Source organism: Phaeodactylibacter xiamenensis, from assembly GCF_000759025.1.
In the GTDB taxonomy this organism is placed as follows: domain Bacteria; phylum Bacteroidota; class Bacteroidia; order Chitinophagales; family Saprospiraceae; genus Phaeodactylibacter; species Phaeodactylibacter xiamenensis.
In genome coordinates, this window is sequence record NZ_JPOS01000082.1 from 1 (window position 1) to 20,015 (window position 20,015).

Genomic DNA, 20,015 nt, shown 5'->3' on the forward strand with positions numbered 1-20,015 from the left:
CGCTGTTCCAGCCGTATTCTTTCGGCCTACGGCCTACAGAATACGGCTGGAACAGCGTGACAGAATAACTAGTTTTTAACCCAGAGACACACATTATTGAACATTACCAATCGACTTTGGATAGAGAAAGCGGAACAGCAGGCACTACAAAAAACATGGAAGCTTGACCTCCCTCCTTCAGCTGCCTCAACCCCCAAAGTATTCTTTGGCCCTGTGGCCAGTGGTGACAAAGTTTTACAATCTAACACAGCGCCTCTTGCACAGATGCTTAGAGAAAGATTTAATGATGCAATAGCACTGGAGATGGAGGCTTACGCTTTTTTATACGCTGCCAGTAAGTATCCAACTGTTGATACCTTAATGATTAGGGGTATTGCAGACCGGCTTGAAGACAAAGTGGATGCCAACGCTAATAATTCCAGAGAACTGGCTGTAGCTAATGCGGCTGTATTTTTAAAGTGTTTATTGGAAAAAAATCCAAAATGGATCCCTGTTATTCCTTTGGGTGTATACAGCCGAAATTTAGCTTGGGTAGTTTTTTCAGTAGGGGCATTAATTACTGGGGTTTTAGTATTTCCTGATTTGCAAAAACCGGTGGTTACTCTTGGTGCTTTTCCAATGGCAACGGAGGTGCTGGAACGAGATACGATAAAGGCTGAACCCATAAATAAGACAGAAAGAACCGCGGTTTTAAAAACGAAAGCTGAGCCAGTTGTTTCGAGGGATACAACTGCACTATTAGAGGAGGTTGAGGAATTGAAGTCCGATACAACTATTAATTTTGCTGAAGCAACAACAGATAATGTAAAGCCTGATTCAATAAGGACTGCACCGCCACCTCTCCCAACTGATGAAAAACCGGAAGATGAAAAACTATTTCTATACAAAATTTATGTTTTTAACTCAGCAGGCAGACGGATTCCTGGGGCTTCTTATATTATTGATGGCGAGCCCGCTTTAAGAGTCGGGAATAAATTCAGGCTATCTGCTGGCAAACACGAACTTGAAATTATTGCCGGACAACAGCCACCATTCAGAACAATTATAAATGTACCCTCTCGTGACAATGGACAAACTATTATTAATTGGGAGTTTTAGGAGAATTAGGGCAGTCTTAGGAATCCTATTATTCCTAACCTCGATGCCTGATACCATTATTGCCCAATCGGATAGCTTATCTGAAAGCGTCAAGCTGTTGGTCGTTGATTTTGAGGGAGGAAGTGGATATGATCCATTTTTGCTCAGGCAAATGGGGCAGATGCTCTCCTATGAATTGGAACAGTTTGCGTTGCCGGTTTTGTCATTGGAAGAACGTAATCGGCGGATCAATCTGCTTGCCCATTATCAAGATGATGTACCTGACTCCACGAAATGGGATGAATCTCATCCCAGGCCTGACTATCTTTGCAGGGGTATAGTAACGGAGGAGTACCTTACGGTTAATATTGTTCAATTTCGTGACGAAAAGCAAATAGCCAGAGCTATTATCCGAAACAGGGGCAGGCTCGAGCATAAAGTCAGTCGGTTGGCAGGAGAATTAGTCAGGGAATTATTAAAGACCAGGTATCAAAATCTATCGTTAGACCAATTAAGCCTTATGGGCGTGAGATTGCCAAAGGGGCAACAGTATAACTGGCTGGATCCTGATTTTAAAAAGTCCAGCGGGACAAATTGGATTGAGGTTGATCGTAACGTTCACGCATTAAGAATATTCTTAGAAACGCAGGGCGGCGATACGGTTCAAGTTGGGCCTTACCCCGGTCTGCAGCCAAATACGCATCAGCTATGGACGGTCAGGCCAAATCAGCTCGAACCTGGCAGTCTTCGGCCAAAAATTCATTCTTTAAGCTTGAGCAGCCAGTTTTTTACCTACCAGCAGCACGCAAGTGTAGGCCTGTCTCTCGATTATCACCTTGCTTTGACCGGGAAGCTATCTTTGGGAGCAGGAGTCAAGGGGCTGCGATTGCCTGTTGAAACCCGGGTAACTCCGCTTCCTGGCTTTGAGGCGGAGCCTGTGCTGGAAGAAGAATTGCTATTGCTCCCATCTGCTTCAGTGGTTTACAAACGCTATGCTTCTCAGAGTGGATTATTTTATGGTGCTGAACTGGGGGTATTTTTTCTTCATGCAGGGGGGCATGCTTCTTTCTTCGCTGGTTTTGGACGCTTCCCGTGGTTGCGGTTGAAAGCCGGGTTTAATTCATTCAATGCCAACTTGCCAAACCGGTCTTTTCGCCTTAATCATCAGAATGCTAACCTTGACTCAATAAAAGAGCGTGTATCCCTCTTTTCTGTTGGTTTACAGTGGAATATCTACCTTTAAAAGCTATTGATACTATGAAAATACCCCAAATTGTTTTTTGGTTTCTGGCTTTGTTCGCGTCGTTTGGACTGGCTTCATGTAGTGAGGAGCCCACAACTCCGGGTGAAAACTCTGCGCTTTTATATCCTCAATCCACAGAAATGAATATAATCCAACGATTAAGCCCGGAAGGGCAGATCCTCTTTGAGCTTTCAGAGCCGGGAGTTCAACTGGCTTTTGTTGGGATATTTGATTCGCCGCCTGAGGTGGAGGATGGGGTTTTAATTTCAGAAGAGGACATGATTTGGGAATGGTTTGGAGAGGTGGGGCCCAATTCAGAAATTCATTTAGAGGAAGGAGATTTACTAGATAGCACGTTGGTTTTTTCACAGGTGTTCTTTCAGTGTGATTCTTCAGATTATTTCTGGGCGGCTTGGGGCTGGGATGATACGGCCCAGTATATTACACATTCAACACCCAAAAGTCAAGCGCTTCAAGTACCCGATGAAAAACCGAAATTACTTTTGATAGAAACTACTAAAGTAGGGGTTGCTCCCAATGACACGCTCTTAGTTCCCGGGGCCGATATCAATTTAAGATTCGTTTTTGAAAATATAGGTGATGCGAAGGCTATTGACCCGGTAGTACGAATCACAAACAGTAGTATTTCGGAGTTCCCTGTCACCCTGGCTTTGGATGAATTGGAAGCAGGAGCTTCAGCCAGCCAGACTGTAAACTTTACTATTCCACCGGATTTTAGTTTTGCAGATACGCTGGTTTTGCAAATAGAAATGCTTTACAACAATTGTCTGAGCAGTCAGACGGAGGTTGCGTTGGTCGTCAATGCATTAAGCGTTTGTATTACGGATGTAAAGTTGATTGATATTCGTTATTTGCCGCCAACTATTTTATGGGACCCACTTGCAATATTGCCTATATATTTTCCTCCTGATATTTACTATGAAGTCATAGGACCAGGCGAAACACAGATGTACCTTTCTTCAATTATAGAGGATGCAGACGATGATTTTCCGAACACGCCCGTTATGGGAGATTGGCCTGATCTTTCCCCCTGCCTAAGTCTGAGCTTAGATTCAACTTACATCATCAAGTTTTGGGATGATGATTTTGATGATGATGATTACATCGGAACCTACAGCTTCAAACCAGCAGATTTTTTGAGCACACAACAAGAGCTGGTCGAGGTTATCAATGATGAAATACAGATGGAATTATATCTAAATTGGGAATAAACTTAAGCTTATGTCCATTCGTGAACAGCATCTTGAGCTCTTCAGGGCTGCTATGGTTCATCTGACCAGTCGGGAAGAAACACTTTATACTCAAGTTGTTATTTGCCAAAAGCTAAAAACGCTTGGTATCCAGGTTTCTACTTCTCTATTTAGTAAGATGGTTAATACCCCGAAGTCAGTTGGTTTACGTTCGGTACAGCGCATCAGTGAAGGGGTGCAGGAACTGTTGCGCCTTGAGTTAGGTTTGAGATATGATCATGCCCAGAAAGTGTTTGTTGAGACAACCAGGCATTTCTCTAAAAAAGTAGTGCCGACTCAAGATGGGAACCTTTTTTTAAACGGTACAAATGAGCTTCTCTTCCACGCTGACGGGAGGCGCTCCATTGCCGAGAAAGTTGAATTTATCAGTAAAGCACAGGAGGAAGTGATTTTTCTAGGCGTGCGGTTGCGTCAATTGGTCAGTTATTTCACGCACCGAAAAGATGCAGAGTTCAAAGAGCCTTTGCTTAAGCTGCTTGATTGTGGAGTACGGGTAAGTTGTTATTTAGCTGATCCTGACCACAATCCTGTACGATTTTATTTCAGTGATCTGGCTACGGCATTACCTGAAGAGCGCTTTGGAGAAAAAGCTATTCCTGGTCTGATCATGCACCTTCAAAAAGTTCAGGTCGAGATCAGGCAGATTTTACCAGGAGCTCCTTTCCATATCTTTAAATACAGGCATCTGCCAACCGCCCACTTCCTAGCCGTAGATACGGATAGTGTGTACGGTAAAATTTTGGTTTCCAATTATATTTTTGGAGTGCCCAGAAGCAAAGCGCCGGTAATTGAAGTACATCATAGTTCGAAACTATATGGTTATTATCAGTCAGCCCTTGAAGCACTTATTAAGGATGCAGTGGAAGTCGTTTAAGTGTTTATTCTTCTAGTGGTCTGTCAAGTGTTAATTTATGGGTTGAGTGGGAGCGAATTTTGAGGCTAATCAAGGCGGATGTTCCCGCGCATAGCAGCGCTACGCAAGGGGTTATCCAACGAAGAGTAGCCTCAAAAGTCGCCGCAGGCAACCCCTAGTTTTAGCCTTGACAGACCACTAGTTTCCTCCTTAGGGCATTTATAACTATTCGATACTCCTCCCGCCCCGCCAAATTATCCCACTGATAAACATCCCTCTTCAAATCATAAAGCTCCTCACCATGCTCCCCCCAGTCCATATAAGACCAATCCGGCGTGTAAACCGCTTTGCCCACCACACCCTGATGCCGGGTTTCCACAATAGCGTAGTTTTTCCAGCCCTGAGGCTGCCCCTGCATGAGTGCAGTCATGTCTCGCCCTTCCAGATTAGCCGGGGCATTTAGCTCTGCCATCTTCGCCAAGGTAGGGTAGAGGTCGAGCAATTCCAAGACTTTCTCTACGATGCCTGGCCCTATACCCGGATGGCGGATAATCATTGGCGCTATGGCCGATTCCCGGAACAGGAAATTCTTAAACCATAAGCCGTGCTCGCCCAGCTGATAGCCGTGGTCGCTTACTAAAACGACAATGGTGTTGTCGTATAATCCTTGGTTTTTCAGCGCAGCGATTAGTCGTCCCACCTGATCATCTACAAATGCAGTGCAGGCATAGTAGGCACGCATCGCTTCCCGGCGCTCGGTTTCCGGCAGATTGAAGTGCCCTGCCCAGGTGTCATAGGCGATTTTGGGCATATCCTCCCGATCGGTAGCAGGTACCGGTATGGGTTGGATATCCACACTGTCAAATTTTTCAAAGTACCGCTTCGGCGCTACCCATGGCACATGCGGCCGGATAAAGCCGGCGGCCATGAAAAAGGGCTGGTCCTTGGTTTCCTTCATCAATCGGATCACTTCCGTGGTTACATTGTAAACGTGATGGCGCTCGTCGCCCTTTTCTGCCCTCAACCAGGCCACAGCTCCCCCAGCGCCCACGCGGTGGGTTTCCCAGGGGGGCGTTGTAGTAATAGCCATTATTGTTCAACTCGTAGCCCGGTACATCAATTGCCAATTGATCAATGTGTGGAGTTTGTGCCAGCGAGTCGCCGTAGCAGCCCAGCCGGTCGTTGAGGTCGTCCACGTAGATGAGCAGCACATTGGGGCGTTGCTGCGCAATCAGAACCGAGTAAAAAAGGAGTGATATGATGGCAAAAATGTACCGCATCTTTCTGTTCTGGTTATTGATTAATCACCTCACAATCCTCCAGGTCATAGTAGGGCTGTTGACCATCTGAAGATTTGGCTAGCGGAGTGTTAAGTATAGCGTTTTTCAGCCCGCGGCCATATAGTACCTTAAGTTCCGCCTGCCGGGCTTCGGTCCGGGTAGGGTAGAAGGCTTTCAGGGTGCCGTTGGCGATCTTTTTAGGGAACTGCCAGTCCGCCGGGACTTCCTCCGTTTCCGGCCAGTTGATCATTACATTGTCCAGTACGAAGTTGTGGATATTTTCGGTGACAATTGCCGCTTTGGCAACTTTGGCAGCGCGCTTGACGGGTGCAAACTGCGAACTTGTGACTTCATCCACATGAGGTGCCGGGTCCTCAATCCAGGGATAAGTGAGGTTGACGTTACGGAGGGTCAGGTTTTCAATGGCGTACCCGTCGCCGGCGGTCATGAGGATGCGCCCGCCGGTTTTGGCGTGGAAATTGGTGATGGTCACATTGCGCAGGCGGGGTTTGCGGCCCTCGTAGTCGTACTGCTTTTTTTCAAGGTGCATCCAATCTCCATTGCGGCCGCCGGCACCGGGCTCCGGCAGGTAAAGACTCAGGTGGATGGGGCGGTTGTAAAGCAGCGGGGCACGGGAGTCGGTGATGATGTTGTCGACTACGATGTCCTCAACGGTCCCGGCGCTTTCGGCGTAAATGGCGAAGGCACGGGAGGAGCCATAAATCACACTATTACTAAAAGTTACTTGCTTAATATCCCGAAAGGTTTCATTACCAATCTTCAGGGCAGCGCAGGAGCACTCGATGACGCAGTTGGTGACGGTGACGCGCTTGCAGTCGCGGGTATCCACCATAGTTTTCAGGCAGATGGCATCGTCGCAGGTTTTGATGATGCAGTCGCTGATGGTCACATCGTGGCAGCCGGAAATGTCAATGCCATCCCCGTTCGGTGCAAACAGGTCATTGATAATTTTAACCCCCTGAACCTGTATGCGGTCGCTGTCGTACAAATGCAGGGTCCAGCCACCTCCGGTGAGCAGCAGGACATCCTTGATCCGCACATCCTGGCAATCCTGTATTTCCACCATCGGGCTGATCTTAAGTGGCTTGGCCATTTTCCACTGCGGGTCTTCTGCCGGGTCGAAGTCTTCCCAAAAAGCGAGCCCGTTGCCATCAATTGTGCCGCCGCCAATGATGGCGATATTGCGGGCGTCCTTCCCAACAATAAGGTGGCGGGGTTGCCGGTCTTTGTTGTGCCCCCAGATCATGACTGCATAGTCTTCGATATTGGGGGAGCCCAGTATTTTGGCGCCGGATTGGACATCCAGGGTGGTATTGTCCTTCAGGAAAATGGTACCGCTGAGGTATACCCCCGGTGGAACGGTCACCGTGCCGCCGCCCTGGGCAGCAGCAGAGTCAATGGCGCTTTGGAGGGCAGTTGTGTTCAGGGTTGAACTGTCGCCCAACGCCCCAAAATCCTTTACATTCAGGTAGCCATTGTAGTGCTGTGCATGGCTTAGCGTAGATACAGAAAAGAATAAAGCGAGAAAGGTAATCCTTGTCATTGGTCTAGGTTTTGAATGCGTTCGAGTTCGGCAGCCATGGCTTGCACTTTTTCAGGATAGGTGGCAGCGAGATTGTTTTGCTCCCCGGGGTCTTCCGACAGGTTGTACAACTGCGGCTCCGTAGAGATGCCACCTTCAATGTCCTTGATGCCCTTAATCCAGGGGAATTCTTTCTCGGTAGGGACGATGTATTTCCACTGCCCCTGCCTAAGCCCAAGGGTGAAGGCTTCTTCCAGCATCACCGACCGCCCTTCATCAGATTGCCCTGAGAGTGCGGGCCACAGGGCTTTGCTGTCTTTAGCCTCGGCTTCCTGCAGTTCATGCCCCAGCAGCTCCGCAATGGAGGCATAAAGGTCTACCTGATTCCAAAGGGCCGTACTGCGCCCTGGCGTGATTTTACCTGGCCAGCGCAAGATTGTCGGCACCCGGTTGCCACCTTCGTAGATGCTGTACTTGCCGCCCCTGTATGGGCCGGCGGGCTGATGATCGCCCAGCTTTTCCACGGCCTGGTCTGTGTAGCCGTCATCCAGTACAGGACCATTATCACTGCTAAAAAACACCAGCGTATTTTCGGCTATGCCAAGGGAATCCAGGGTTTTCATTAACTGGCCCGTTACCCAGTCCATTTGCAGGATGGCATCGCCTCTGGGGCCCATCTTACTTTTGCCTTCAAACCGGGGGTGGACAATGCGGGGCACATGGATGTCGTGAAAGGCATAATACAAAAAGAAGGGCTGGCCTTTCTCCTGAGCCATAAACTGTATCGCTTTTTCCGGAAAGGAATAGGGAAAGTCCTCATCACGGAAGTGCGCCGCTTCTCCGCCTGCCATAAAACCAATGCGGCTCACGCCATTAATTATGGTACCACTATGTTGCGTATCGGCCGGCATTTTCAATAATTCAGGATGGCTGAGCCCGGTGGGCGTGTCATAGGGGCTACCTCCTGACGGATCATCTGTAAAGCTGACTTGCAGCGGGTCGGCGGGGTCAAGGTTGAGGACTTCGTGCTGTTCAACATAAACGCTCGGTACCCGATCACCGGTAGACGGCAGCAGGAAACAATAATCGAAGCCAATCTCCAACGGTCCGGGTTTGATCTCCTCATTCCAGTCCAGGTCGCCATCGCCCAGCCCAAGGTGCCATTTACCAACCACACCGGTACGGTAGCCCTCTTCTTTAAGCATGGCAGGCAGGGTAGGTGTCCCCGGCCGGATCATCAATGGAGCATCCCCCGGCAATACCGCAGCTTTTTGCCGAAAGGCATAGTTGCCCGTAAGCAATGCATAGCGGGAAGGGGAGCAGGTCGCTGCCGCACAGTGGGCATCGGTAAACAACCGCCCTCCGGAAGCCAGGCGGTCGATATTCGGGGTTTGAATGTCGGTAGCGCCGTAGCAGCTCAGGTCACCATAGCCCAGGTCATCGACATAAATGAAAAGGATATTGGGTTGGGCATTAGCGGTTGGCTCTTCAGGCGCTGCACCAGAACTGCAACTTAGGCATAAGGATAGCAGGAAAAGACTATACAGCAAGGTCGGTTTTAACATCAGTGAATGCTTTGGGAACAGGAATCGTGCGGAAGTGGGGTGTAACCGGCTCACAGGTACAGCAAAAAATATTTTTAAAAAAGTTAGTGTAAAGATTACACCTAGCAGGGGTCGATAACTTGCTGTTGGATAGTAAGTTGTTGCCCGGTTTCCTAATCTGGCTGTACAATAATTCATAAATTGAGCCATCAAATCCTGCCCATAAAGTTGGGAATTGTACAGATTTGCTTATTTTAATTTCCAAAATCAAAACAATCAGATTCAATGAAAGAACCAGGAAAAAAAGGATCAAAGGGACTGGATCGCCGGACCTTTATTCGTCAGGCTGGTGTTGCTGCGGCTGGTATGACCATTGTGCCCAGCACCGTAGTTTCCGGACTGGGGCATGTGATGCCAAGTGACAAATTAAACATTGCAGGTGTTGGTGTAGGCGGTATGGGCCGTTCTAACCTGCGCAATATGAATTCTCAAAATATTGTTGCGCTTTGTGATGTAGACTGGAAGTATGCTGCCAAATGCTTTAACGATTATCCAGATGCTGCGGTGTACAAAGACTACCGCCGCATGATGGACGATATGGGCGATGAAATCGACGCCGTAGTGGTAGGTACGCCTGACCATACGCACTACGTAGTAACCGCCGATGCTATGCGTGCCGGCAAGCACGTCTACGTACAGAAACCACTGACCCACTCGGTCTACGAATCCCGTATGCTGGCTAAGCTGGCAAAAGAAACCGGCGTAGCCACACAGATGGGTAATCAGGGCAACTCCGGAGAAGGTATCCGTCAGGTTTGCGAGTGGATTTGGAATGGTGAAATCGGTGAGGTGAAGGAAGTCCACGCCTGGACTAACCGCCCGATCTGGCCACAGGGGCTGGAGCGGCCGACTGAAACGCCTTCTGTACCACCTACTCTGGACTGGGACCTTTTCATCGGCCCGGCTAAATGGCGCCCTTACCACCCGGCTTATACGCCATGGAACTGGCGTGCATGGTGGGACTTCGGTACAGGTGCACTGGGTGATATGGGATGCCACATCATTGACCCGGTATTCAAAGCGCTGAACCTTGGGCAGCCTACTGCTTTCGAGGGTAGTTCTTCACAGGTTAATACGGAGAGTGCACCGATTGCTGAAAAGGTAACGTACTACTTCCCTGAGCGCAAGAAGATGGGCAAAGTTAACATGCCAGCCGTTGAGTTTACCTGGTATGATGGGGGCTTGCTGCCTGATCGACCTAAGGGTATTCCTGAGGGTAAAATCCTTGGTGACGGTGGCGGTGGTGCTATGTTCGTAGGCTCCAAGGGCACACTCATTTGCAGTACTTACGCCCGTGATCCCTACATCGTAGGCCGGGAGAACGACCCTCCTAAGGCAACCAACGAGCTGCGCCGCGTAGAAACCAGCCACGAAATGGACTGGGTGCGTGCCTGCAAGGAAGACAAGAGCAGCCGTACGGAAGCCTCTTCTCACTTTGGCTACTCCGCTCCATTGAATGAGGTGGTGGTAATGGGTAACCTGGCGATCCGCCTGCAGGACCTCAAGCGTAAGCTGGAGTGGGATGGTGCGAATATGAAGATTACCAATATTGCTGATGACGAAGAAATCCGGGTGGTTTCTTCTGATAAGTTTACGGTAGTGGATGGCGACCCGCGCTTCGACACGCAGTACGCAACCATCAATGCGAAGCAGGCGATGGAAGAGTACATCAAGCGTCCGTACCGCAAAGGTTGGAACTATTAAGCATCAACGAAAAACAAAACTTCGATTATGAAATTCAAAATTCTTTTGTTCGCTGCTTTGGTGTTTGCCCTGGCTTCCTGTCAGAGCGGTGCCCCGGAAGCTACCGAAGGGGAAGCCACAGAAGCTGAGGCTACTGATGGAGCCACAGAGGCTGAAGCTCCGGCAGCGATGAATACGCTTTCCGAGAAGGAAAAAGCCGATGGCTGGATGCTCTTGTTTGACGGCGAAAGCACCGATCAGTGGAAAGGTTACTGTAAAGAGGGTTTCCCGGAAAAAGGCTGGGAAGTCGTGGACGGCATCTTAATGTGCAAAGCTTCCGGTCAGGGCGAAGCTGGTGGTGGTGGCGACATCATCACTAAGGAGGCCTTTGGCAACTTTGAACTGAAACTGGAGTGGAAAATTTCCGAAGGTGGCAACAGCGGAATCTTCTATCTGGCCCGCGAAAAATGTGGCGAAGATGGGCAGGCGATCTGGAAATCCTCTCCTGAAATGCAAATCCTCGATAATGAGAAGCACCCTGATGCCCGTCTTGGCAAAGATGGCAACCGGCAGGCTGGCTCGCTCTACGACCTGATCCCGGCGAAACCGCAAAATGCGGTACCAGCTAATAGTGGTTGGAACGAGGTGACCATTCTTTCCTACGATGGCACCATCGTACATACCCAAAATGGTGAGAATGTGGTAGAGTACCACCTCTGGACAGACGACTGGAAAGAGATGGTGGCCAACAGTAAGTTCAAGGATTATCAGGACTTCATTGACGTCGCTAAGGAAGGGCATATTGGCCTTCAGGACCACGGCAATGATGTTTGGTTCCGCAATATTAAGATCAAGAAGCTGTAAATCAGGCAGTGCTCTTGATTAAGTTTAAACCGGCTGTGGGCATTGGGCTTGCAGCCGGTTTTTTGTATAAATGCACTTAATTACCCTTTTATACTACGATATGTTTACCGCGCTAACACCAGCGGTATGGTTTAGACCGTACCTGAAGGAATGGTTTTTCATTTGATTTGAAAGTTATCTCCGAAAAACCTCAGGCATTATTGACATGCCCTTAGAATGACAAGTAGTAGAATTGAACCAGAGCCTAAATTGAGGTTATCATTTAATACTTGATCAATCGTACTGTCAAATGTCCTGTAAATGAAAAAAATAATCATCATAGCCATAGCACTTCTGGCAGGGTGTACCCGTAGCGACCAGGATTCTAAATACTTAAGATGGGTTGGCGACGCTGAGCCCGACCCTGAAATAGATGCCAGCGATTTCCAGTTGTGTGGCAGTGAGAAAATGGTTCAGCAGTACTTCCATTTCGGGCAGGGGCTTCAGTATGAAGGGGAGAAGATAGCGCTGCGCAAACGATTTGAAGAAGCGTACCGGTCAGTAGAAACCGCTCAAAGTGGTTGGATAAGAATCCGTTTTATTGTCAACTGCCAGGGACTGGCTGGAAGATTTAGAATGATAGGCTCCGATTTAGACTATCAGGAACAAATTTTTGATGAACGGATCACCGAACAGTTATTAAAGATTACCCAATCATTGGATGGTTGGGCCGTGCTCTCAAAAGGTGGTAAGCCCCGGGATTATTACCAATACCTAATCTTTAAGATCAACAACGGAGACCTAACTGATATTTTGCCATGAGAATGCTTCTGATTTTTGTTTTAGCCATCATGTCCTCTTGTTTAGCTGCTCAGCCCAACTGTAATGTCTATATGTACAACGGAGACGAGTTGAAATATAAGGCTTGTAGAGCATTGGAAAAAACAAGAGGGCATTATCAGTTCAGCAGAGCGTACCAGGAAGCACTGGATGAGGTTCTGGCGATCGACTCTACCTTTGCTTACGCATACAGGGTTAAATCCACCGCATATCTGAAGAGTGGTGATTTTATCACCTGGAAAAAGCTAATGGACAAAGCCGTGAAGTACGATCCGGAGGAAGAACTATTCTACCGGGCGTCGTGCCGCTATCAGTTTTTTAGAGATTATGCGGGAGCAATAGAAGATATTGAACTATTAGATAGCTTGGTTGACTACGACATTGGTTATTCCCAAAATGGGGATTATCACCTCAATATTATCAAAGCTTTGTCCTATAAGGCTATAGGGAAACTGAATGAGTCCTTACAGCTATTCGAGCGACAACTAAGTGATAGCATGTATAGCGTTGGTATTTACGATTATTTGCATTTGGGGGTTCTTTACCTGGAAATGGGAAAATTTTCATTGGCTCTGCGTGCTTTAAAGCAGCAGGCATTAGAAAATGATATCGCGGAAAACAGGTACTATATGGCTTTAGTTTATAAGGCACTGAGGGACGAAAAGAGGTATATGGAAAACATAAAACTTGCAAAAGAAAAATACGAAAATGGAGTAAAAATGTTTGACCCCTACGTTGAAAAAATGGATCAAATATTTCTAACCGACATCATAGATGCTATGAAAACCGAGGGCTTTTGAAAAGGTTAAAGCCTTTAAGTTGGCTGGATTTCAGATTATATCGTGCTATTCCATCTAATTTCCTTTTGAAGTAAATGCTTTGATCACCTGTCGGCCGACCTGATCACCTACTTCCAGCCCCACCTCATTGTCGGTGCGGAAATGCACGCCTCCCTCAAAGCGGGATTCTGAACACTCTTTTGCCAGTGTTTTAAACAAGGCTTTGTCTCCGGGGAACAGGAACGAGAGCACTCTGGCTATGGACCCGGCAACGGTCGTATGCCCGGCAGGATAGCCCGGGAAGTTCGGCGTGTCAATCAGAATAGGTTTAAAGGAAGGATCGTACTGAAAAGGTCGGATGCCCCAGTAGTGGTATTTCCCATCCCATGCCGCGATGATGGCATCGAATCGGGCGGTGTGGAAAACGGCATTTGCAAAGGCAGCTGCTAATGGGTTAAGGCCGTATTCCAAAATCTTGCGTTCGACCAATAGGTCCCATACCGGTTCACTTTTCCACTTCCAGGCTATGGTGCTGCTTTGGTGGGCGGCGTTGAATTGCCGGAGCTCCTCCATATCTGCAGTCCAGTCGGTGGGCGGTGGGCCGGGCCGGAACTGATCGGCTTGCTCGAGGGTGAGCGGCTTCCATTGCCTTTTCATCGGGTCCCAGGGGCTGGGGTTGCCTGACCACAGGCTATCCGCCTGAGGTACCTGCCCTTCCCACCGGCGGTCTGTGCGGTCGGTTTTCGCATATTCGATGTACTGTTGGGCTATATTCCGGCCAATTTCCAATCCTTTTTCAATATCGGAGGGGAATACCAGCCCTGTAGCCAGGCGGGCAGACTTGAAGGCAATGAGATGACTGTCCAGCATCGCCTGCTGCTCCGGAAAGTAATATCCGATAACCTGATGCGCCGCACCGGCTGCTGCACTCCATTCACAAAGGGAGGAGGAATACTCTGGTTCCGCCCCAAGCTTTTTCACCCTTTGGTCGTAATGGTAGGCTGCTTTCCGGAAATGTGCCTGTTTGTGTTCCCAAACTTCCACCGTAGCGTCATAGACCGCAAGGTGTAGAATGGCCACCCGGCCTCCATTTTTATGTCCTTTATGGTTCCGGCTCGCCTGCATAAGTAATTGGTGCCAGCGGTATACGGGATAGGCGTTGTTCCAGTACCGTACAGCCCATAAACTCTCCGTTTCCATCTGTTGCTGGGCTGCTGTGATATCTGGGATTTCATCCCGTAGTACTTCTTCACTGATTGGAAGAACAGGTTCGTCCAGTTCAAACTTGAAGGGCATGAATTCGGAGGCAGTCATTTGCCCGTACCCTGGGGATGGAGCTATCAGTATGATTATCAGGCAAAATGTGGGTGCGAATAGTAGGGCAGAGTAATGAGCAGATGTGTACATGAATCGTTTATTTTTTTTGAGAAAGGGGATACTTCATATTAACCAATACTGGGTGGAATGGCTTAAAATTCTTTTGGGAATTTTGGATATTTAGGATTGGAAATAGGGGGTGGGGTGACCACGGAATACTCGGAAAACACGGAAATGGGGGGTGGGGTGACCACGAAATATGCGGGAAACACGGAAATGGGGGGTGGGGTGACCACGGAATACGCGGAAAACACGGAAATGGGGGTGGATGACCACGAAATATGCGGGAAACACGGAAATGGGGGGTAACCACAGAATACACAGAATACACGGAAATTAGGGAGCTTTAAAAATATAGAATATGGACAATCACGAAGGATTATTATACAAGGAAGAAAGTTACCGGATTCGGGGTGCTGTGTTTGAGGTGTACAGGGAAATGGGTGCTGGTTTTTTGGAAGCGGTTTATCAAGAGTGCCTGGAAAAGGAATTGCGTAGTCAGCAAATCCCCTTTATTGCACAGCCTGCCCTTGATCTTTTTTATAAGCAGGAAAAGCTAGATACTACTTACAGGCCAGACTTGATTTGTTACGGCAAGATTATCGTAGAGCTGAAAGCGGTAAAAGAAATCGCGGATGAGCATCGGGCCCAGTTACATAACTATTTGAAGGCTACTGGTTTTCGGCTAGGGTTTTTGGTGAATTTTGGACATTACCCCAAAGCGACAATAGAAAGAATTATCAAATAGCCTACTGCCACCATAGCTAAAGCCTTCCGTGTATTCTGTGTCTTCTGTGGTAGAAAAAACAACTCCATGCCTTCCGTGTCATCCGAGTATTCTGTGGTAAAAAGAAAACTCCATGCCTTCCGTGTATTCCGCGTCTTCCGTGGTAAAAAAGAAACTTACCAACCTACAGCATCCCCATCACCTCCACCGCCGCCAGCAGAAAAGCACCCAGCCCAAAAGGCTCCGTATGATCAGTATCAATTTGTTCGGGGGCATGGCCTACGCGTTGTACGCTGCCGAGGCTGCCATCCGGACGGATATGCCGCAGCAAGCCTTCCCATGCCCGCTCCATGACCGGACGGTAGGTCGCCTCATCCAGATAACCATTGCGGATGCCATTGGCCAGGGCGTAACAGAACAGGGCTGTACCGCTTGTCTCCGGCAATGGGTAGTTTTGGGTATCGGTCAGACTGACCCTCCAGAGCCCGTCTTTGCCCTGTAAGGGAGCGATACCGGCTGCCATCTGTTGGAGTAATTCGATGTAGTACGACCGCCTCGGGTCACTTTCCGGCAGATGCTCCAAAACCCGGACAATGCCGCCCATTACCCAGCCATTACCGCGCGACCAGAATACCTTGCCGCCGTCTTTGCCGTGGGTTTCAGGTTTATCGGGGGCGTAGACGTATTTAGCATCCCGGAAAAAGAGACCGGTGGCGGGATCTTGCAGTGCTTTTGTGGCTTGCACCCATTTTTCGTGCATGAAATCGAGATATTTGGGATCACCGGTGATTTCGGTAGCCAAAGCGAAAGTAGGCGGTGCCATGAAGAGCGCATCACACCACCACCATTCGGTACGCCCTTCGTAGGGGAGGCGCATAAAGCGGTCGAGCTCCGTCAGGCTCGGTTCCAGGTAGGCTTTGTTTCTGGTTTCCTGATACATTTCCAGCCAGGTGTGGGCAGCAAGGTGATTGTTGGCAATGTCAGGGTCGTACTTTAGCGGGGTGAACCGCTCCCGCTTGCCCCAGTCAGCCATATGTTTGAAAAAAGGAGCATGTCCCGTTTTTTCATAAAGTTTCCAAAGCCCGGTATAAAAGGTGGCCGCATTCCAGTAAGCGTTCTTGGTCCAGGCGCCTTCCATGACCGGGACGTAATTGAGCTTTGGGTAAATCTCCCGCAGGTGGTAGTCCACCATATTCCAGCAAATGGCCTGAATATCTTCCGGAGCATAAGGGGATACTTGTGTTAGTGAGGGCGGTACCTGCACCTTTCCCCATTCGGAGGGCGCTGATCCCATGATAAGCTCCAGTGTGCCGCCCTGCATCAGCTCCCGGTGGCGAAACCACGCCCGGTCGATCGGGATACCATTCAGTTTGGCCGATTGTACATAAATGTTTTCAGCAGACCGGCGGTGTGCCACCACGCTAAAGGTCTTTCCATTTTCCAATCGGATACGGCTACGGTCAAACAGCGGGCTGCCGATGAGGTAAACATCCTGCCCGGCAACGGGGAAGAAGCCCATGCTGCTGAAGACGTACCAGGAAGAGATCGCACCGGAGTCGTCCTGTCCGGGAAGACCGTTATGCCCGGCAGCGTACTTCCTTCTCATTAGATGCTGAACGGCTTCAGCGGTTTTATCCGGCCTACCCGCATAAATGTACTGATAGGGCAACAGGAAGAGCGGTTCATTACCGAGGTCAAACCCGGGGTCCAACAGCAAGCGGTCCAGGTACTTGATATAGGCTTCCGGGCTCCCATGACGTTGGATAAGCCCCCGAATATCGTGGGGCACATAGCTGCTGTAGGCAAGGGGCGTAGCTTCGTAAAAGTAGGGATCATTCCAGTGGTCTTTGCGCAGGTTTTCGGTGGTGATGCCAGGTTGCCAGTTGCCGGTTTGGTCTTTTGCCCAAAAATGCCCGGCTTCTTTGTTAAATAGCTTGTAAACGCCCTGTGAGCGCTTCCTGTACTCCCGGGCAGTTGCCGTGTCCCCTGCTGCTTCGGCAACTTTGGCAATACAGAAGTCATTGTAGGCATACTCCAGAGAGCGGGAAGTCGCCCCTTTGGCAGATGCTGAAGTGACATAGCCCAGTTTTAGGTAATCTTCCAGGTGGCGGCCGTGTTTTTTGGGATTATCAGAGGGATGTTCGGCATGATGCCGCAGGGCTTTTAACGCCTGTTCCAGGTCAAATCCACCCAGTTCTTTGGCAACGGCATCCGCAAAGGCGACATCCACATTTGTCCCGCCCTGTATGCTGCCGAAGTCGCCGGCTATCCAGGCATCCGGCAACCAGCCCTCCTTTTCGTAAATGGCCAAAAGGCTCTGAAGTATGCCTCGTTGTTGCTCCGGTGCAATCAGCGTATGCAGGGGCATAACGGTGCGGAAAACATCCCAAATACAATAATGGTCCCAGTAATGAGGCTGGCTTTCGGACCAGTCTTCGGTAGCGCCAGTGACTTCGGTGGGCATGAGGAAGGTATTGCGAAGAGTAGAATAAAACATCCGCTGATGCTCGGGCAGCCCACCTTCCACCTCAATACGGGAGAGCCGTTTGTCCCAGGACTGATCGGCAGCAGCTCTTGCTTGGTCAAATGAATTTTGCTTTTCCTCATCCAGAAATTTCTTGGTATTTTTTATACTTTTAAATGAAAGCCCAACCCTTGCTTCCACCTGCTGCCGCTGCGGTCCTTTGAAGGTTGCCCATGCGCCCATGCGGCGGCTTTTGACCGGCTGATCGTCCGGGAAGCGGATTGATAAGTTTTGCTGGCTGGGTAGGAGGGTGGTGTCTTGCCAAACACCTGCTGCATCAAAGGGGCGGTCGAACTGGGCGAAGAAATATACCTTATACGGGTTTTGCCCGCCCCAGCCACCGGCGAAATGGCCCCAGCCCTGAATGGCGTTTTCTCCAACAATCTCCACTTCGGCTTCGAGGCAACGGCTATCTTCCAGCTCCGTCCGGCCAATGGCATGTGCGACATCAATAATCACCTGCCCTTCGATTTCCGGTGATTTATCCCAGGTGAAAAAAGTGTATCGATGGTAGCCTACTTTGGCAGAAGCCGTTAATTCCACTTCCACATCGCCGGGTTTTCGGGCAAGGGTGACAGCGTAGTACCCTGGTGCAGCCCGCTCATTGACCTGTTTTAGCGAAGCGTAATCTTTAAGGTTAAGCTCCTTCGTCAGTGGGGTGAAGAGGATATTCCCATACCGGCCACCTCCACCGGTCCCACTGGTATGAGTGTGGCTGAAGCCCGCGATAGGCTTGCCGGGGCGATAGCCGGAGGTGGGCTGCGGGGGCATAATGTCCGGGCTCAGCTTAACCATTCCAAAAGGGACGGAAGCACCCGGAAGCACATTACCATTGATACTCCCCAGGAATGGGTCAACAAGGGCGGTGGATCTGGCAGGTACCGGATGGCCTATATCAGTACGTGGGGCGGACCGGGGGTGGCGGTTGGCTTGTTTTGACGGGGTGGGGCCTCCAAAGTAGGGGCCTTTTTCGAAAACAGTACCCTGGCCATTGGTACGCGGGTCATGAGTTGCTGATTGCCATTCGTTGAGGGTGTTGTGCAGCTCTGCTTTTACCTGACTGTACTCCGGATTGGCGGCCTGATTTACCATTTGGTAAGGGTCTTCTGCAAGCACGTAAAGCTCCTCAGCAGGGCGTTTGCCGAAAGCCAGTTGCCTCAGGGGGCTGTCCTGCCCCTCAAGGATGGCGTCTTTCGTTACAGAATCATCGCAATCGCCGTAAGCACCTACCGCATAGATGTGCACAGGATCGCCCGCCGGATACCGGTCGGGTTCCAGGTTCCGGATGTAGAGGTAGTCTTTTGTCCGAACGGCCCGCATCGGATAGCTTTGGTTATCGGGGCGGACGTAGGCGTGGCGCTCTCGTTCCAGAAAGACTTGATCACGGTGCTTTTGGCTCTGCCCTTTGAGCAGGGGAAGCAAGCTTTGGCCTGACATTTCTCCGGGGACGGAAAGACCAGCGGCCTCCAAAAAAGTTGGCGCCAGGTCGATGAGGTTGACAAAGTTTTCCATTTCACGGGCGGGCTGTAGTTGCCCTTTCCAGTAGACCGCCAGAGGGACCCTTGTCCCGTAGTCGTAAAGATTCGCTTTTGACCGGGGGAAGGGCATGCCATTATCGCTGGTGATGACAATAATGGTGTTGTCCAGCAATCCACGTTTTTCCAGTTCCCGAACAGCGGTACCGATCCGCCGGTCGAAGCGTTCCACCTCATAGAAATAATCAAGGATATCATCGCGTACCTCAGGCAGGTCTGGAAAAAAAGGTGGCAGATCAATGGCAGAGGCATCCATGCCCTGATTCGCCCCGCTCCCCGGTTCATACACCCGGTGGGGATCATTGCTGCCATCCCAAAAGCAGAAGGGTCGGTCCGGGTCCCGCAGTTTGAGGAAATCGGTGCAACTATCGTAATTTGGTCCAGCAGGATTGTGCAGGTAACCGCCTGCTTTTTCATTTCCGGGTCCCCATCCCTTATTGGCTTTACCAGTTATATATCCTGCTTTTCCAGCAAGGCTACATAATTGGGGAACGTATCCGGCAGCAGGCTCCAAAGATTACCTCCCGGCCCCAGTTCGTGCGGGTATTTTCCGGTCAGCAGGGCCGCGCGGGAAGGGGTACAGGATGGGGAAGCGCAGTAGGCATGGTCAAACACAACGCCTTCCCGGGCAAGCCGGTCGAAGTTGGGGGTTTGTACCACCGGGTCGCCGTAAATGCCCGCGTGGGGGTAGGACCAGTCATCGGCGATGAGGACCAGAATATTGGGCGTGTTTTGTGCGGGGACTAAAAGAGGAAGGCACGCAGCAAAAATGATCCGAAGGTAACGTAGGAGCATATCCAAAAGCTTTTTTTAGGAGATACGCAGCAAGGGGGATT

At 49.8% G+C, this 20,015-nt stretch carries 15 protein-coding genes; 9 read left to right on the forward strand and 6 right to left on the reverse strand.

The features are described from left to right. Positions 1 to 96: 96 nt before the first annotated feature. The 4 genes from IX84_RS21950 to IX84_RS21965 are packed head-to-tail and all read left to right on the forward strand — an operon-like array spanning position 97 to position 4,465. Entirely contained in the window at positions 97 to 1,098 is a 1,002-nt protein-coding gene (locus IX84_RS21950) for a 5'-methylthioadenosine/S-adenosylhomocysteine nucleosidase family protein (RefSeq protein ID WP_044225952.1), read from the forward strand. A gap of 43 nt (positions 1,099 to 1,141) precedes the next feature. Then, positions 1,142 to 2,320 carry a hypothetical protein gene (locus IX84_RS21955; protein WP_152605193.1) on the forward strand — a complete coding sequence of 393 codons (1,179 nt, stop codon included), beginning with the start codon at positions 1,142 to 1,144 and terminating at the stop codon, positions 2,318 to 2,320. Between the two features lie 14 nt (positions 2,321 to 2,334). After that, a complete protein-coding gene (locus tag IX84_RS21960) occupies positions 2,335 to 3,552 on the forward strand; it encodes a hypothetical protein (protein ID WP_152605194.1) in 1,218 nt (405 codons plus the stop codon). A 10-nt stretch (positions 3,553 to 3,562) separates the two neighbouring features. Next, positions 3,563 to 4,465, forward strand: a complete 903-nt coding sequence (locus IX84_RS21965; protein ID WP_044225959.1) for a hypothetical protein — start codon at positions 3,563 to 3,565, stop codon at positions 4,463 to 4,465. 160 nt (positions 4,466 to 4,625) lie between these two features. Here IX84_RS21965 and IX84_RS21970 read toward each other — a convergent pair whose 3' ends face one another. The 3 genes from IX84_RS21970 to IX84_RS21980 all read right to left on the reverse strand — a co-directional run bounded on the left by IX84_RS21970 (position 4,626) and on the right by IX84_RS21980 (position 8,832). After that, positions 4,626 to 5,534 carry a sulfatase-like hydrolase/transferase gene (locus IX84_RS21970; protein WP_052516299.1) on the reverse strand — a complete coding sequence of 303 codons (909 nt, stop codon included), beginning with the start codon at positions 5,532 to 5,534 and terminating at the stop codon, positions 4,626 to 4,628. 203 nt (positions 5,535 to 5,737) lie between these two features. Further along, the gene (locus IX84_RS21975) at positions 5,738 to 7,288 is read right to left on the reverse strand and encodes a glycoside hydrolase family 28 protein (RefSeq protein WP_044225960.1); all 1,551 of its coding nucleotides are present in this window, start codon (positions 7,286 to 7,288) and stop codon (positions 5,738 to 5,740) included. Next, positions 7,285 to 8,832, reverse strand: coding sequence for a sulfatase family protein (locus IX84_RS21980; protein WP_044225962.1), 1,548 nt, complete (start codon positions 8,830 to 8,832; stop codon positions 7,285 to 7,287). The genes IX84_RS21975 and IX84_RS21980 overlap by 4 nt, the downstream gene beginning before the upstream one ends. A 264-nt stretch (positions 8,833 to 9,096) precedes the next feature. Here IX84_RS21980 and IX84_RS21985 point away from each other — a divergent pair, with 264 nt between their 5' ends. The 4 genes from IX84_RS21985 to IX84_RS22000 all read left to right on the forward strand — a co-directional run bounded on the left by IX84_RS21985 (position 9,097) and on the right by IX84_RS22000 (position 13,037). Continuing rightward, positions 9,097 to 10,575 (forward strand): Gfo/Idh/MocA family protein, encoded by a 1,479-nt coding sequence (locus IX84_RS21985; RefSeq protein WP_044225964.1) that lies wholly within the window; start codon positions 9,097 to 9,099, stop codon positions 10,573 to 10,575. A gap of 27 nt (positions 10,576 to 10,602) precedes the next feature. Beyond that, on the forward strand, positions 10,603 to 11,418 hold the full coding sequence (locus IX84_RS21990; RefSeq protein ID WP_044225966.1) for a 3-keto-disaccharide hydrolase: 816 nt from the start codon (positions 10,603 to 10,605) through the stop codon (positions 11,416 to 11,418). 300 nt (positions 11,419 to 11,718) lie between these two features. Then, the gene (locus IX84_RS21995; RefSeq protein WP_044225969.1) at positions 11,719 to 12,219 is read left to right on the forward strand and encodes a hypothetical protein; all 501 of its coding nucleotides are present in this window, start codon (positions 11,719 to 11,721) and stop codon (positions 12,217 to 12,219) included. Further along, positions 12,216 to 13,037 (forward strand): tetratricopeptide repeat protein, encoded by an 822-nt coding sequence (locus tag IX84_RS22000; protein WP_044225972.1) that lies wholly within the window; start codon positions 12,216 to 12,218, stop codon positions 13,035 to 13,037. Before IX84_RS21995 ends, IX84_RS22000 begins: the two co-directional genes overlap by 4 nt. 54 nt (positions 13,038 to 13,091) lie before the next feature. Here IX84_RS22000 and IX84_RS22005 read toward each other — a convergent pair whose 3' ends face one another. Then, on the reverse strand, positions 13,092 to 14,312 hold the full coding sequence (locus IX84_RS22005) for a vanadium-dependent haloperoxidase (protein ID WP_238578321.1): 1,221 nt from the start codon (positions 14,310 to 14,312) through the stop codon (positions 13,092 to 13,094). 442 nt (positions 14,313 to 14,754) lie between these two features. On the opposite strand from IX84_RS22005, the gene IX84_RS22015 reads away from it, so the two are divergent. Beyond that, entirely contained in the window at positions 14,755 to 15,141 is a 387-nt protein-coding gene (locus IX84_RS22015; protein ID WP_044225977.1) for a GxxExxY protein, read from the forward strand. Positions 15,142 to 15,304: 163 nt separating this feature from the next. Here the strand turns inward: IX84_RS22015 and IX84_RS33085 are convergent, their stop codons facing one another. Further along, a complete protein-coding gene (locus tag IX84_RS33085) occupies positions 15,305 to 19,693 on the reverse strand; it encodes a GH92 family glycosyl hydrolase (protein WP_052516300.1) in 4,389 nt (1,462 codons plus the stop codon). Beyond that, positions 19,630 to 19,974, reverse strand: a complete 345-nt coding sequence (locus IX84_RS33090) for a sulfatase-like hydrolase/transferase (RefSeq protein WP_052516301.1) — start codon at positions 19,972 to 19,974, stop codon at positions 19,630 to 19,632. Before IX84_RS33090 ends, IX84_RS33085 begins: the two co-directional genes overlap by 64 nt. Positions 19,975 to 20,015: the final 41 nt, after the last annotated feature.